This window comes from Bacteroides clarus YIT 12056 (genome assembly GCF_900129655.1).
Taxonomy (GTDB): domain Bacteria; phylum Bacteroidota; class Bacteroidia; order Bacteroidales; family Bacteroidaceae; genus Bacteroides; species Bacteroides clarus.
In genome coordinates this window covers 1-16,240 of the sequence record NZ_FQWK01000012.1, presented here as the reverse complement: position 1 = coordinate 16,240, position 16,240 = coordinate 1, and the positions used below count along the sequence as shown (strand labels likewise).

The following is a 16,240-nucleotide window of genomic DNA, read 5'->3' as shown; positions in this document are numbered from 1 at the left end:
TTGAGAAGGCGTCGAAACCTCCGTCCACTACCGAGAGCGCTCCGGTCACGAAGCTGGAAGCGTCACTGATGAGGTAGTGAATGGTTCCGAAGAGTACCTCCGGTTCCGCGAAGCGTCCGCACGGTGTGTGCGCTATAAATGCATTACTACCTACTTTTTATGCTTTCCAGAAACTCTATTTCTATAATCCGGAGATTATGTTTTCCCTTGCCTTCCTTTGCTTTCTTCTCCATGTCATTGGCCGCTCCGCCCGCCACTTCCACAATCTGGCCGAAAGCGTCCTTGTCGGTAGTGCTGCCTTTCAAACGGACGGTTATCTTATCGGAACATACCGGCTTGTCCACTTCCAGATGTACGTATCCCAGACTCTTTTCCGTGTTCCCGCTCCAAATCAGCTCGTCTCCGGCATACACTTCCAAAGGATAACTGCGGGAACGCCAGCCGTTCAGCTTGATGCAGATGTCGTCGACGCTCGCCTTTTCAGCCAATGTATAGGTAATCCAGGCCGTACTTAACCGACCGTCGTTCGCCCATTCGCTCAACTCGTTGTCATCATGGCTGTTGCCCGTTTCGGTACGGTTGGCGCCGGCTTCGGCGGACACAATGGCGATGTCGCGCTTGGTATCCGTATAGGAAGGAGTCAGCGGAGTTTCCCCCTTATCCAGCCTGCCTTTCAGGGTCAGTTGGGGCAGGTAGTCACTCAGCCCGTCTGCCACTTTCACCGGAACGGTCTGCAGCGTAAGCCTTGCGGCCGGAAGCCCTTCCGCCTCGGCGGTGACAACTATTTTGCCGGCTTTGGCCGTACTGCGGATCAGCGCACGGTTGATGCCGCATTCCACCGGGAGGTTCATATCCAGGATATGATTGTCCTTCCCCTGTGCGATACCGCCGCGCCATTCGGCCTCGCCTTTCAGGGTAAAGCGGACCGTACGGTTATCCAGCGGACAGCGTCTGCCGTCCTTGTCCACAACTTCCACCTGAAGCAGGGCCATGTCGGCTCCGTCTGCGTGGAAACCTTCGGGGTTCTGTATGGCCGTAAGTTCCAGACGGGCGGCTTCCCCCACTGTTGACAATGTATAGCGGCTCACTTCCCTGCCTTTTCCGTCGTAACTTACCGCTTCTAGCCTGCCCGGTTGATAAGCGACCTTATCGAAAGTGAAAAGGAAATGGCTTTCCCGTTTACCTTTACCCAGGGATTTGCCGTTGAGCAGCAGTTCCACCTGTTCGCCATTCGATACGACATATACGGATTTCACCGTATGTTCAGGATAGTTCCAGTGTCCGATGATGTAAGTCTGGAACTTGTCCGTATCCACCCAGCCGTTCCACATTACCTGGTGGGCGAAGAAGGCGTCTTTCTCTATACGCATGGGGTCGGTCACGCCGCTGCGGCGGTAGTTCTCCTCACCGCGATAATGTGTGTTGGAGTCGGAGAAGATGATTTTCGTACCGCCTGCACTGACCCGTAAGCCCGTACCCGGACGCTCACGCCAGTAATCGTACCAGCGACGAACCATCTCCAATGCGAGCATGTCCTGATTATGATTGTAGCTCATTGCCGGTTTCCCTTTATGCAATGGTCCTGCCCCTTCTTTATGGAACGGATAGCTGTACTCATCCCAATACTTGCGGAGTCCCTCATCGCGGCAATATTCGGTAGCCCACATCGGATGCTTCTTACTCTTGTTGATATAAAGCATTTCACCGCCGTATTCCGCTTCGTTAATATCGAGCATCTCACGCGAGCCGATGGCACGTCCGCCGAAAGGGTCGAACTTGTCGCGGATTTCCTTCATCTCAATCATATGTTCACGGCTGATAGACTCATTACCACATTCGTAAAACAGGATACTCGGGTTATTACGGTTATAGATAATGGCATCGCGCATCAGTTCCGTACGCTGTTCCCATTGGCGGCCTTGACGGTCTTTCTCCGCATCGCCGGCAGGCATGGCCTGAATAAGGCCGACACGGTCGCAAGACTCCACATCCTGTTTCCAGGGAGTGACGTGCATCCAGCGGACAAGGTTCGCGTTACTTTCCACCATGAGGCCATTGGAGTAGTCGCTCAGCCATGCGGGAACGGAAAGCCCCACTGCCGGCCATTCATTGCTGGTACGCTGGGCATAGCCCTTCATTTGGATGACGCGGTCGTTCAACCATACCTTTCCCCGGCCGAACTTTGTCTTGCGGAAACCGGTACGGGTCACCACCTCGTCAAAAACATTACCGCGGTCGTCCAGCAGGGCTGTATTCACGGTGTACAGATAGCCGTATCCCCAGCTCCAGAAGTGCAGTTCGCTCACATCGGCAGTAGCTTTCACGGTTCCCGTCTCACCGGCTTTCAGTACTGTCTTGCCGCCATGGAAGGTCTTTACCGGCTTACCGTCCGCATCGGTCAGGGTCACCCGGTAACTGAAGCTGCGTGCCTCGCGACTGTCGTTTTTCACTTCGGACTCGGCATGTATCTTCGCCTTGCGGCCTTTGATGTCGAAGTCGGTGGCGTAGATGTATACACCGGTTGTTTTCAGGTTGCTGTACAGAGGCAGAGTCTGATATACCTCGTCCGTCACATACAGAAATACGTTCTTGGGAATGCCGCCATAATTGGCGTTGAAATTACGGTCACTCCACTGAAACTTAGAGTTAGTACGTTTTTCGCGATAGAACCAGTTATTGTCCGTACGCACAGCCAACACATTATCTCCTTCTTTCATATAGGGAGTAAGGTCAAATCCTACGGCCATGACCCCGTTTTCATGCAGTCCTAAATAGTGTCCGTTCAGGAAGAATTCACCACCCTGGCGAACTCCCTCAAATTCGACAAACACTTTTTTACCTCTCAATTCTTTTACCCGGAAATGCTTGCGATACCAAACAACCGTGTCGGTATGCTGTTCGATAGATAGTCTGAAAGCCTCATCTTCATTGAAAGCACGCGGCAATGTCACTTGTTTCCAATCGCTATCTCTAAAGTCGGGCTTTTTCGCTTGTGGAAAGTCCCCTACTTGCAGACGCCATTCACTGTTGAAATTATACTTCTTGCGTTCAGCCGTATAACCGTCTACCGCAAAGAGGGTTATCAGCAGAAATGTAAGTAGATAGAATCTGTTCTTCATGTTCTTATTACTATTGTTTATTAGTGTTCATTACTCCTTGTCACTCATTATTTGTATGCTTCGTTTTGCTGATACAATCCTTCTTTCGCTTTCATTTGCGTATCAGGAATAGGATAGAGATAAGTACCCGGTTGTACGTTATTGATGTAGTTATCATAAACGGATGTTCCGGCAGCTTTATCCGAGAATTTGGCACGTATCTTCTCCATGTATGTATTATGGCGTACGAGATCGTGCCAGCGAATACCTTCAAAGGCAAGTTCACGCCGGCGTTCATCTTCTACACATTGCAGGAAAGCGTTTTCGTTTTTCTGCGCCGCACTCAATGCCGCCAACCCGGCACGGGTACGTATTTTATTTACCAATCGCACGCCCTCATCCGTAGGACCTGCAATCTCGGCATACATCAGCATTACATCTTCCAAACGGATAAGCGGATAATTGATAGGGAAATAAGTGCGATCCACTATTTGCCCGTCAATATCACTGTATCCCAACTCTTTCCGTTTGATTTTATGTTCAAAGAACTTTGTAAAGTAGTTCTTCTTGGGATCGACCGTCGCTTCATAACGAACATCCGCCTTGTTCTCTTCATAAAGCGCAGCCAGCGCCTCCGAACAGGTTATGCGATTACCCGACATTTGAATGCCGATATAATCTGTTCCCACATTGGGTACGGACATAAAGACCACGGGGTTGCCATAATTCTTTTCGGCAACATATTGTACCTCAAAAATATGATATTTATTGTCGTTATCGCTAATCCAGATACGTTGCCATGTGTCACCGTCAGCAGCCCAGTATTTATTGTTTTTCTCTGCGTATGTAATTACCTCTCCCAATACCTCTTTGGCAAGTGATAATTTAGACGTATCATACAAAGGGAAACCGGCCATAGTCAGATAAACCCTGCCAAGCAATGCCTGCGCAGCCGGAAGTGTAGCACGCCCTGATTCGGCAATACCGCCACTGCTTGTGTAAGCCCGGTCTTTCATGTTTTCTATGGCATACTGCAAATCGGGAATGATTACTTGCTCGTATACATCTTGCGCTTCGGACTGCGGCGTACTCATTGCCTCTGCCGCACTTAACGATTTAGTGGCAACCGGTACACGCCCCCAATACCTTACCAGCTCAAAATAGGCATAGGCTCGCAAGAAACGCGCTTCGGCCATAAAAGTAGCTTTTACATCTACCTCCTCAGCATCGTCTTCCACATTGAACTCCAGATGCTCTACTCTCTCAAGGAAGAGATTTGCGCGGGATACTATTTTATAGAAAGCATTCCAAGCGCTGTTTATTGTTCCGGCAGTATATATGCTCGGATTAAAAACACTGATATCCACGTAGTCACGTTGCTTGTCATCGGCCGGTTCGGTCCATACGTCATCCGAACGCCCGTCGGACATGAGCAGAATATATTCAGGAACAGGCAGCAATCCGTTATAAATACCCAGCAATGCTTGCTCTGCCTGAATAGGTGTCTGAAAGAAATCCTCCGTAGCGCGTGAGGTCGGCGATTTCACCTCCAGCCAGTCTTCACAGGAAGTTGTAGTAAACAGTGCACCTGCCAACAGAATGATACTGATACATATATGATAAATCGTTTTCATAAGTGATGTTTTTTAAAGGTTATTTCTTTAGAAGCTGAAATTGGCACCGACCGTATAAGTACGTGCCTGCGGATAGGCATTGTTACCCTTGTTTTCGGGTGAATAGCCGCCGTCGTATTTATCCCACATCCATACGTTCTCCACAGTGAAATAGACACGCGCGTTGCGTATAATCTTTCGGTTAAGCGGTAATTTGTATCCCAAAGTAATATTCTTGATACGGAGATAGTCCGAGCTATAAAGCCAGCGTGTATCACGCAGTTCACCGGTAGTGGAGCTTAATGCCGGCGTCTTTCCGTCGCCCGGCTCCTCTTCCGAACGCCACATATTCTTCCACCAAGAAAAGACGTTCTGCGAGATAGCCATACCCGGATTGTCCATATAACGCCCCGGTGACATACTGTAAAGCATACCACCGAATTGCGCCGTACACAGTACGGACAAGTCGAACGCTTTCCAACTCAGCTTATTCGTCATTCCAAAAGTGAAGTCGGGATTGGGTTTACCCACCAACGTACGGTCATCATCGTTAATAACTCCGTCATCGTTCACATCACGATAACGCACATCACCCAATGCCGTACCTTTACGTACCGGATACTTCCGTAAATCTTCGGAGTATTGATACACACCCACAGCATCATACATATAGAAACTGCGCATAGGCTGTCCTACCATCAATACTTGTGTATTACTGTCACTGAATATCTTGTCATTATTGCCTAAATCGGTTACCTCGTTCTTATTGTAAGCCATATTAAAAGAGGTGCTCCAACGCAAAGTTCCCGTCAGGTTTTGGCTTTGCAGTTCCAACTCAAAGCCTCTGTTTTGAACCTCACCCACATTATCCCACATATTACTGAAACCTATAATACCGGGCATTGTCACTTTATACAGCAAATCGCTCGTTTTCTTCCGGTAATAGTCCAACGACACCGACAAACGACTGTTGAACAACGAAAAGTCCGCACCGACATTCCAACTATATACTTTCTCCCATGTCAGGTCTTCCACATCAAGCGATGACATGGCATAGCCATTCAGCAACGAACCGCCTAAAGAGTAGTTTGCGCTCGACATCAATCCTAATGCCGCCCCGTCAGAGAGAGAATTATTACCATTGGCGCCCCAACTGCCACGCAATTTCATTGAATTAATGACGAAATCTTCCGGCCAGAACCGTTCGTTCGAAATACGGTAAGCCAACGATACGGCAGGGAAAATACCCCAACGCTTATTTTTACCGAACTTAGACGAACCGTCACGGCGAATACTGGCAGTCATCAGGTATCGGTTGTCATATTCATATTGCAGGCGTCCGAAGAAAGAAGCCATACGCCCCGGATATCCGATTGTGGCATAAGCCGTAGTCAAATCTACGTCAGTCATATCGAAACTCTCCACCAAATTATCAGGGAAATGTGTTGCTGCGAGGCGGGAGGAATAAGAAGTTTTGGCTTCAATTGAGAAACCTGCCATAGCGCCTACAGTATGCTTGCCAAAAGAATTGTCATAATTCAGTAACGTCTGAAACAGGTAGGAATGATTACGTCCGTCGGTGCGATTAGCGGTAGCATAGTAACCTTCGCCCGTGTTCCAACGATTAGAGATGGAACTGGGCAAGAAACTCCGCGCCTGCGTACTACGGAAATTATAAGAACCTGTTACTTCCGCACGCAAACCATCAAACAACTCGGCACGGATAAATGCGGAAGTATTGACGCGGGCATCTTCCGTCATACTCGACTTACGTTCCAACGTAGCTACCGGACTGACACGGGTACCGGCCCAGCTATATCTGCTGTAAGGCTCCGCTCCTGTATAAAGGCCTGCTTCCGACTCGGCAAACGGTACCATAGAAAGTACAGCCACAGCATCCGCCGTTCCGCCGTTATTCCACGACATGGAAGGAGCCAGATTGACACCCAATGTAATACGGTTGAATATGGTAGTCTGCATGTTGGCACGCAGGTTAAGTCTTTTATAAGAAGTATTGACAGCAATACCTTTCTGGTCTACATAACCCAAACTCACACGATAGTTGGACTGATCCGTAGAATTAGATACCGACAAGGTATAGTTTTGTTTAGGAGCCAAACGGAAAACTTCATCTTGCCAGTCAATAGCCATCAGGTCGCCGTATCCGGGCTGTATCCAGCGAGGGTCATTTACATACGACGTATTTACAGAACCGCCGGTATAAGCCAGACGTATTTCATAATCATCGGTCGCCATAGCGCCTTTCGAACCATACGCCTTTACATAATTCTGGTTATTGATTTCCGAGCGCCAGGCAATCCATTCTTCCGGTGTCAGCACATCCAGCTTCTTCTCCATCTGCTGAATACCGAAAGAAGCGGAGAACTGCACGTTCACCTTACCCGTTTTCGGCGCTTCTTTAGTTTTGATAAGGATAACGCCGTTAGCGCCGCGCGAACCGTAGATAGCAGAAGAGGAGGCATCTTTTAACACATCGATGGATTCGATATCGTCTGCATTCAAATCACTTAGGTCATCTACCGGAATACCATCAACTACATAAAGCGGTTGATCGCTGGCATTGATAGATGCAGCGCCTCGGATATGTACTTCCAGTTCGCCACCCGGCGCCCCGCTGTTTGTAGTAATCTCCACACCTGCCAATTGTCCTTGCAGCGAAGACAGTACGTTTTCATTCTGCCTATCTGCAACTTTCTCGCCTTTCAAGGTAGCGATGGAACCGGTCACATTCCCTTTCTTGGCAGTGCCATAACCGATAACCACAACTTCGTCCAACGCCAAATCCGCCACTTTCAACTTCACATTATATACATTTTTCCCTCTGCCCAATGTTATCTTGGCTGTTTCGTAGCCCACGTATGAAATCTCCAGCTGTCCGGCATCTTTGGGAACAGAAAGCTTGAATTGTCCGTCCAACCCGGTAATAGTCATACTATTTGTTCCTTTCACTACTACAGTGGCGCCGATAGCAGGTTGTCCCGTTTCATCCAATACAGTACCGCCGATTTCCCGATTCTGCGCCGTTGCCGTGACACCACATAGCAGGAACAACAGAATGCAGAGCATTGAGACTATCGCCCGCCTAAAGTCATAAATCTTTCTCATCTTATTTTTCATGGTCAATAAAGTTATCATATAAGAAACCGAAATGTGTATTTCATACTACCATTCGTGTATTTTGTATCTGCAAAAGTAGCGGTCTGAGTCGATTCCCGCATGTAATTATGTACAGAAAGTATGCAAAAAAGCCCACTATACGCCATTCATAAAGCCCACAAAGCATTCTGTGCAATCACTGTATAAATGTATAGGATATCTGAATAATATTGCATGTATTTGAAATAAAGGTTGCGTAACTTTGCCAACAGATAAATCAAATCCTGAAATAAATATCATGAAAAAGTTTCTATTGACAGCAGCAATTTTATGCTCGCTGACTGCTCTCGGACAAAGTAAGCGCAACCAGCCGGCAACCGTCATCATCACTGCCGGACAGTCAAACACAGACGGACGTGTATTAAACAATGCGCTTCCCGATTATATCCGACAAAATAAATATAAGTATTGCCAATGGTGCTATGGAAGTGCCGGCCAGCAAATAACGGGAGAGTTTGAAACTTTTTGGCCCCGCATGGTACACCAAGCGCGTCCGGGTCGATGGGCTTATGACGCCGTAACCTATTACTGGTTGGAGCAGGCGCTTCAAAAAGACTTCTATGTAATAAAATGGTCTTTGGGCGGAACAGCTATCGACACAGGTTGCAGCAGTACAAGCGGTAAATATTGGTCGGCCGACCCGAAATGGCTTGCCGCCAACCATTCAACAGCTACCGGTGGAAAATCACTTTTACTCTCGTTTACAGAAAACATTTCAGCATGTATCGATAATAAATTGGATAAACTCCCCGAAGGATATGAAATCAAAGCTTTTCTATGGCATCAAGGCGAAAGCGATCGGCACAAAGGCGAAAATTATTATAAAAATCTAAAGGACGTGGTAGCGTATGTACGTAACTTCCTTGTAGAGAAAACCGGAAACAAGCGATACAAAAAGCTCCCCTTCATCTGTGGTACAGTATCCCGTAGTAATAAACAATACAGCGCCGACGTAGAAGCCGCGCTCTACAAGCTCGCCAAGGAAGATAAGAACTTTTACGTCATAGATATGTCTAAAGCCGAACTACAAAGAGACCAACTGCATTTTACTGCTGAAGCCGCCGAATATTTAGGAATTGAGATGTATAATAAGCTGGTTGAATTGGGCATTGCCGGTAAAAAAGCAAAGAAAATAGGTATTAAATAATAAGATTCTCGTAGAAAATTTTGTGTAAGTAAAAAGGTTCGGGCTTGTGAAAGTCCGAACCTTTATGTTTGATATACACGGCAGATATTCAATATCTGTCTTCCCAATCAATAATCCTCAATTTATTTTAGGTTTCAGCTCATCCGGTGAGTCCTTTGTATACGACTTTACATTCCCTGCCACTTTTGTAAACAACTCCTGTACCTGTTCAAGAGATACAGTAGCCGAAGGACGGAAACTATCAGAATTCATATAATCCAGAATAGCTTTATACATCTGACGGGCAACGACACGCTTTTCCGGCTGTGAAGTAATATCCATACTCGTCATCATTAACTTTCCATTCAACACGTTTGCTTCAAACAAGACTCCTAGCTTACGGCTGATAAACCAGGTATCTATACTCTGAACTATCGGCTGAAAATTATCCGGAAAATTTGTGAACTGCATCACTTGCGCTTTGTTCAGCAACTCCCACCATTGTAAATTACTATGGTATTCGGTAGGAAATTCCTTAAACAACGGATGATATTCATTAAGGAAAATGCCGGTGGTATGCGGCGGACGCATTTTGAACCAGGATGTATTCCAAAATACGGGAGTAAAATGTTGTACCACTTCTTTACCATAGCTCACTTTTCCGGCTGCGGTAATCAGAACCTTGCCTCCTTGTTTCAACACAGAAATAGCTCGTTCATCCAATGTATCCGTAATGTACACATCGCCTTCCGCCGGTTCCACACGTGCCGGATATACCCAAAAGTCCCAATCGTTCACGGCATCCGTATTCTCAATGCGTATTTCCAGATTCAATTTCCGCGGAGTATCAACAGCATCCAACTTTAAATCCACACTCCCCAAAGAGATAAGATTACCTATGGGAATATTACCACTACCAACTACTCCATGAGCATAGACCTTTCCATATTTATCCTTAACCGTATAAACAGTTCTTGCTCTCCGTAACGGCATTGCTCCGAAATGGGCAACCTCTATATCCGCATGAAAAGTTTCATCACCGGTATACGCAAATTTAGGTATCCGCGCTAACGGAACAGTCGGACTACAAAAACGTCTGAACTTCTCCGCATCGATATAACCTTTTTCCTCGAAAAATACGTTAAGCACTCCCACCAATGCCGTTCCCTGGCCGGAATAATCATTTAATGCCAATAGTTGAAAACCCGCATAATCGGGCGTACGTAATGTTTTCTCTATTTCATGCTTGTAACAAATAGCTTGTAACTTACCCGACGCCATCATGAAATCATGAGCTTGACCACTCATATCGTTATCTTCCAGTATATCTCGGAATATCTCAAAATTCCGGGCTTTATTTACTCCGGTGTACTTACGGATTTCATTAAAATCAGGGAACACACACCATTGCCCTGTCTCATGCGAAACGTAAGGTTGTTTCACCGTATCAATCTTGGCACGGTAATCCGACATGCTTTCCGGTTGCCGTTCCGCCCATGTCAATCCCCGCGCACCGGCCTTTACGTGATACTGATTATGCGGTTGCCACTGCCAACTGCCACCAACCGACGCTCCTGTATATACACGACGGGGATCTGTCGCTTTCCAATAATCCACGAACTTACTCACCCAATTTACCCAACGCCCGGAAGGCTCGTTGCCACAAGCAAGCATACAGTAGGAAGCGTAGTTACCATACGCTTTCGTCAGCGCAATGGTTTCATCCATCAGATATTTGTCAATAGGTTGTCCATTCCCCAGCTTCGGGCCGTGATTAGGCCAGCTCGGCCCTTCGGGTTGAAGATAAAAGCCTACAAGGTCAGCAGCAATAAAGGCCGCTTCCGGTGGACAGAAAGAATGGAACCGCATATGATTCAATCCATAGCTACGGCAAATACGGAATACACGTTCCCAAGAAGCAACATCCATCGGAGCGTACCCCGTTAACGGAAAATCACAGTTTTCAACTGTACCTCTCAACATCGTCTTACGCCCGTTTACATAAAACCATTTACCGTTTATCGTAAATTCGCGCATCCCGAATTGTACCTGCTTCGTTTCTATTTGTTTTCCATTCTTCAAAGTTGCCGTTAAACGATAGAGAGCCGGACTGAACTCATCCCACGTCAGAAAATTCTGTCCCATCGGCAGTTCCATTTCAAGCGGATTATCACCTTTTCGCACAGTAACGGTTTGGTATACCGGAGCAATCTCATGGTTGACATTCGTATTAAAGCTCCTCGCTGAAAGAGCTATCTCCCCTTTTGCTGAAGAAGATGCCCGCACATTCATACGTACAAGAGCTTTCTTTCCTGCAAGGTCGGGATATACCTGTATATCCTCAAAAAATACTTCCGGTGTAGATTGCAACTCTATTTTACCGACAATACCGTTCCAATTACCTTGTGTCTGGTCTGTGATACTATGCGAATCCGGACCTACGTTAATCTCTTTAATCCGGTTGTCCACACGAATAGTCACCAAGCAACTTTTTCCCGGAGTGACATAAGAAGTCAGGTCATACACATGAGGCACGCAAAGACTGTTCCGCATACCGACTTCCCGATGATTAATCCACACGGTAGTTTCTATATGGGGACGCTCCAAAAAGAGTACGATCCGTTCTCCTTTCCAGTTATCAGGAACCGTCACCTTCTTCTGATACCATGCCACCCCAACGTAATGCTTATCCGGCGTCAGGAAGAAAGGCAGTTTAACCTGACCGTCTATACGGTACTTTTCCATATAAGGGTTGAAATAGTAAGAGCTATCATAAAGGCTCCCTGTCCATTTGGTACGGACGGTTACATCATCCCCTTTCAGTTTTTCGGGCATTGACCCGGGCAGATTTATCCGGTCGTTCAAGGTTTTATTAAACCACTCTTCACGGACACCTTTATCCTCACGGTCTATTTGAAAAGCCCATTTGCCGGACAAGCTGACCGAGTGGTTTTGTCCCACTACGGCCAACGAGCCGGCAAATGCTATAAGCAAACTTGCTATAATATGTTTCATAAATTACTCTCTATTCTGCAATTACTCCCGCCCAACTGTTACACCAACGGAAATTACCTACATTGCCAATGAAACCGCTACGGTTTCTGAAAGAAATGGAACGGATGGCATGTTTCAATACATTTTCCGCATCTCCCTCGGCAACACATGAGGCCTCTGCCGGCTCTTCCGCAGTCAGTTCAGGGTCAACAAACAAAGACACTTTCTGATTGGCATAATCCAGTTTCAACACCAGTAAGTGAGTTTTATCATAATCGTAAGCCATGGTTGTTTCAGCCTTCACTTTCAACAGACTCGTTCCGAAACGGATTCTATCGCTACCCTCACGAGCCACATAAATATTGGCGCGGTTGCTACCGCCCACATAGCTGGCACTTACTCCCAAAAAGTCTGCCATACCACTTGCTCCGAGCTTGGAGAAGTTTACTAAGCAAGACAAGTAGAATGTACCGCGACCATATTGCTTTCCATCAGTCATGGAGTAGATACTGAAACGAGCGCCTTTCGTACCGGCAGGATAACCGCCTATGCTAATAGACGGGCCCTTTTCTGCATATCCTTCGTAAACAAGCTCTTTACCTATGGTAGGACTTGGATTGGTATTAGGTTTTGAAGAAAATGCTCCACACCATGTATTTATGGCAATTGGCGCCGTTTTCTCACTATAAACCGATTTCTCCAATTTGTCACCATCTTTATATCCTTGCAATAAGTCTTTTTTCAAAATCTGTGCATTTCCGGTAAAAGCAAATGCAGCCAATGCCAATGTAAAAATTACCTTTTTCATGATTTTATGTATTTAAGTTGTTATTCTTTAATTTCCATCCGGCTTCTCTATCTCTGTAAATGGTGACAGGTTCCATTTAAAATTCTTGAATTTATCCGGTTTTGCGGGGTCAAAGTTAGCATAATCTGCTTTTAAATCTTTCACAATAGGAAGATTTGCTTTCTTCATTCCCTCAATTACGCATTTTGCTACCTCATAAGCTCCAAAAGTATTAAAATGTGTGTTATCTTTCAGTTCCTGAGTTTGTCCGGAATAAGTATTTGCCGGATAATGTACATAGAGATGCTTGGATTCTTCTACCCCCATTGTTTCACATAATACTTTTGTCATGTCCTGCAAGTCAATGACAGGGATATTCTCACGTACGGCAATATCCCGGATAGCGGCAGGATAATCGGCATGCGTATCCTTGATTTTGCCATTCTTATCATACTGACGGCGGCGAGTTGGCGTAACCAACACCGGATAAGCTCCTTTCAGACGAGCCTCATCAATAAACTGTTTGATATAATAGGAGAAAGAATAGTAAGCTCCTTTACCCGGTCCTTTCTGTTTTTGGTCATTATGACCGAATTCTATCAGCAAGTAGTCGCCTTTTTTCATCTGGGTCAATAGTTTATCCAAACGTTTTCCACCGATGAAAGTATTGGCAGAAAGCCCCGATTCGGCATAATTGGCTATACAAACTTTATCCGTAAAGAAACGGGTAATCATTTGTCCCCAGCTTGCCCAAGGCTCATTATCATTATCAACGACCGTTGAATTACCACAAAGAAATACAGTAGGAACCTTGTCAACCCTTTCAATCACTAAAGAAGATAAACGGGGAGCATCACCATTAAACTCCAAGGTCAGTTTATCGTCCCAATTCAGTTTCTTCTTCTCGCGTTCCTTGATTTTTACTTTCTGATTACCCTTAATAACGGTATTACGTTTATTAATTGTAAAAGTCTCCGTTACGAGTTCTCCTTTCTTTGTGTCGAGGTTCTCAATGAAAAGACGGCGTGATTCACCACGAACTGTGGTACTGCCGGCAGAGTCTTTACTTCCCAATGTTACAGTCACTCTATAATTGCCATCAGGAACATTTACCGAGAAAAAGAAAGGCGCGTTACTTTTACCGTCCCAAGCAGGCTGAAAGTCATAACCATAACCCGAATCATTATTAAACAAAATTGAGGGAGTTATTTTGGTAAAGCCTTCTTGTTCTTTCTTATCAGACGAGAAATCGAATTTGAAAGTTTGAGCTTGGGCAAGCAAAGAGCTTGCCACAAGCAGCAGAGAATAAACAAATATTCTTTTCATAATTCAATGATTAAAAAGCTACGGCAAAGCGGAAATATCCTTTTTTACTATTTCTACCAAGGAACTGATTGCTAGTAGATGATGTCAAAGGGGAACCCCAAACATTAGAGGCATTCCGTTCTAAACTCGACCAATAGAACCAATCCATACTTTGTTCATAATTCTCATTTTTTTGCAATTCTCCTCCTGCTTTTATAATGCTAGCAGATACTATATCATAATTTTCCCGTATAATATCCAATTCTTTCCACGAAGGTAAATACCAATCAGTAATCTCTATTGTGGAAATAGGATTATCTTCTCTATACTGCGTCAAAGCTGCAATCATATTATCAGATTGTTTTGACCAAGCTGTTTTACCAATATCCACAAGATCCTCATCTTTAGATGACAAATAAAAAACTGTTGTATTATTATATCCTTGTATCATTTGAACAGTAGGCACAGGCGTTCCTCCATCCATTGTTCCTAAATAATTTCCCACATAAGATTGCGTAGCTAGCCAATTATTAACAATACCATCTTTTGCTGTTGCAAAAGATGACAATTCACTATTTGCATTGTTTAAAGCTACAGCTAGACCTTTGTTGCACATTGAATAATCACGTTGTAATGCAATATCATCCACTATTGACCCAACATAATATACAACAGCAATAATATTGTTCTTTATCTCCTGTTCCAATTCTCCCAGTTCATAATCTTTATCAATAGTCGTACCATCCTTACAAAGGAAATCCCCTATCTCCAGCGTAGGATTATAATTAACCTCTTCTTCCACACCGATATTCTCTTCAACATTAGGTGTCCATCCATCAATAGTCGGAGAATCAATCTGTAACTTTTCACCACTTTCCGTCTTACTCAAATCAACAGTATACTGGTATTCCTGAGAACTATCCAAAGCAGGTTTCAAACTTCCTGCATAGATTTTATCTCCTACCTCAATAACCAATTGAATAGGCTCCGCTTCACTTTCGGCAACTACCGGTGGTAAAATAATAGAAGAGGTAGTACCTAATGTAGTTTCCACCTTTACACTTCCTTTAGTAGATCCAGGTTTCACTTCACCGGTAGCAGTATCGAAAGTTCCATCAATAATAACTCCCTGCAATGTATAGGAGATAGAAGTTTCCGTTTTAGTTTCAGCAGCGCCGCCATTCGCAATATTCAGACTCACTTTACTCATCTGATGCTTGAATTTAAAGGCTACATTCGGATTACTCCGCGAAGCAGTTGCCTTAGCATACATAAAATCTATCGCATTATGGCCTACATACTTACCTGCTTCATCAACAATCTTAAAATCAAGTACTCCTGTGGATATATTTTCATTACCTGTATACGGATAATAAGCAGTATATTCAACCTCATCATTACCTAAAATATAAATTCCTGTAGTACTGGAAAATTCACCGGTAACACTACCTGCCACATATTTGATATTCAGATTCGGATTAGAGAGATTATCGCTTACACCGATTGCATCACCTACCGTCCAAGCAATACCGTCATCGCTCACGCGCGTGTTCACCTGATCGATACTGGCCGACACTATCAGTTTAGACCCTGCAATATCTTGCCCGTCATAATCGTTATTACAGCCGCTTAGCAGAGCTACTGCAACAGCACTTGTCAAAAGAATCTTTTTCATCTTCATGATATTAAATATTTATTAGATTATTAAAGTTAAACCGCCATGTTTATTCGCTGATTCTGTTGCAAATGTAAACAATGTCTCCCAAACCAGCCATGACGTTTATTCACTTTGCATGTAATTTCATCCACTGCCCCAAAAGCGTTCTTTTTCCATGTATTGTGTACATATATACATTATTAATAGAAAAATATCCGTTACTTTTGACCTCGAAAAACAATATTCCCGTAACCCAAGAACTGAAAAAGATATGAGAAAGCACCTGTATTATCTAATCGCATCCATGCTGATTATTACTATAAGCTTAAACGCCCAGACTAACTACAACTACAAGAAATTGCAACGTGAAAATCTCGGACGTGGTGTAGTCGCTATCCGCAAAGACGCTTCTACCGTCACCATTTCATGGAGATACCTCTCATCCGACCCTATGGATACCGAATTCAACGTATATCGTAACGG

General features: G+C 44.9%; 9 protein-coding genes and 1 pseudogene. 2 read left to right on the top strand and 8 right to left on the bottom strand.

From position 1 onward, the window contains the following. The 4 genes and pseudogenes from BUB52_RS15340 to BUB52_RS15325 form a co-directional block, all read right to left on the bottom strand. Positions 1-148: pseudogene (locus tag BUB52_RS15340) on the bottom strand (SDR family oxidoreductase); the annotation flags it as partial. Next, positions 147-3,119 carry a glycoside hydrolase family 2 protein gene (locus tag BUB52_RS15335; protein WP_009121922.1) on the bottom strand — a complete coding sequence of 991 codons (2,973 nt, stop codon included), beginning with the start codon at positions 3,117-3,119 and terminating at the stop codon, positions 147-149. The pseudogene BUB52_RS15340 and the gene BUB52_RS15335, both read right to left, overlap by 2 nt. A 47-nt stretch (positions 3,120-3,166) precedes the next feature. Next, positions 3,167-4,732 carry a RagB/SusD family nutrient uptake outer membrane protein gene (locus BUB52_RS15330; RefSeq protein WP_009121921.1) on the bottom strand — a complete coding sequence of 522 codons (1,566 nt, stop codon included), beginning with the start codon at positions 4,730-4,732 and terminating at the stop codon, positions 3,167-3,169. A 27-nt stretch (positions 4,733-4,759) separates the two neighbouring features. Beyond that, positions 4,760-7,849 (bottom strand): SusC/RagA family TonB-linked outer membrane protein, encoded by a 3,090-nt coding sequence (locus BUB52_RS15325; protein WP_039950739.1) that lies wholly within the window; start codon positions 7,847-7,849, stop codon positions 4,760-4,762. A 277-nt stretch (positions 7,850-8,126) separates the two neighbouring features. Between BUB52_RS15325 and BUB52_RS15320 the strand changes: the two genes are divergently transcribed. Then, a complete protein-coding gene (locus BUB52_RS15320; RefSeq protein WP_009121919.1) occupies positions 8,127-9,035 on the top strand; it encodes a sialate O-acetylesterase in 909 nt (302 codons plus the stop codon). A 117-nt stretch (positions 9,036-9,152) separates the two neighbouring features. Here the strand turns inward: BUB52_RS15320 and BUB52_RS15315 are convergent, their stop codons facing one another. From BUB52_RS15315 to BUB52_RS15300, 4 genes are read right to left on the bottom strand one after another with little or no spacing between them, the layout of a single operon-like run. Continuing rightward, positions 9,153-12,029, bottom strand: coding sequence for an exo-beta-1,4-galactosidase (locus BUB52_RS15315; RefSeq protein WP_009121918.1), 2,877 nt, complete (start codon positions 12,027-12,029; stop codon positions 9,153-9,155). Between the two features lie 10 nt (positions 12,030-12,039). Then, on the bottom strand, positions 12,040-12,816 hold the full coding sequence (locus tag BUB52_RS15310; protein WP_009121917.1) for a hypothetical protein: 777 nt from the start codon (positions 12,814-12,816) through the stop codon (positions 12,040-12,042). 27 nt (positions 12,817-12,843) lie between these two features. Next, positions 12,844-14,121: a rhamnogalacturonan acetylesterase gene (locus BUB52_RS15305; RefSeq protein WP_009121916.1), complete on the bottom strand. Its 1,278-nt coding sequence runs from the start codon at positions 14,119-14,121 to the stop codon at positions 12,844-12,846. Between the two features lie 10 nt (positions 14,122-14,131). After that, positions 14,132-15,781, bottom strand: a complete 1,650-nt coding sequence (locus BUB52_RS15300) for a fimbrillin family protein (protein WP_009121915.1) — start codon at positions 15,779-15,781, stop codon at positions 14,132-14,134. A 247-nt stretch (positions 15,782-16,028) separates the two neighbouring features. Between BUB52_RS15300 and BUB52_RS15295 the strand changes: the two genes are divergently transcribed. After that, on the top strand, positions 16,029-16,240 hold a 212-nt coding region (locus BUB52_RS15295), incomplete at its 3' end, for a rhamnogalacturonan endolyase family protein (RefSeq protein WP_455768259.1).

Coding starts and splice junctions, on each gene's coding strand:
- BUB52_RS15310 (WP_009121917.1), bottom strand. CDS start 12,816: ATGAAAAAGGTAATTTTTACATTGGCATTGGCTGCATTTGCTTTTACC.
- BUB52_RS15325 (WP_039950739.1), bottom strand. CDS start 7,849: ATGAAAAATAAGATGAGAAAGATTTATGACTTTAGGCGGGCGATAGTC.
- BUB52_RS15305 (WP_009121916.1), bottom strand. CDS start 14,121: ATGAAAAGAATATTTGTTTATTCTCTGCTGCTTGTGGCAAGCTCTTTG.
- BUB52_RS15300 (WP_009121915.1), bottom strand. CDS start 15,781: ATGAAGATGAAAAAGATTCTTTTGACAAGTGCTGTTGCAGTAGCTCTG.
- BUB52_RS15330 (WP_009121921.1), bottom strand. CDS start 4,732: ATGAAAACGATTTATCATATATGTATCAGTATCATTCTGTTGGCAGGT.
- BUB52_RS15335 (WP_009121922.1), bottom strand. CDS start 3,119: ATGAAGAACAGATTCTATCTACTTACATTTCTGCTGATAACCCTCTTT.
- BUB52_RS15320 (WP_009121919.1), top strand. CDS start 8,127: ATGAAAAAGTTTCTATTGACAGCAGCAATTTTATGCTCGCTGACTGCT.
- BUB52_RS15315 (WP_009121918.1), bottom strand. CDS start 12,029: ATGAAACATATTATAGCAAGTTTGCTTATAGCATTTGCCGGCTCGTTG.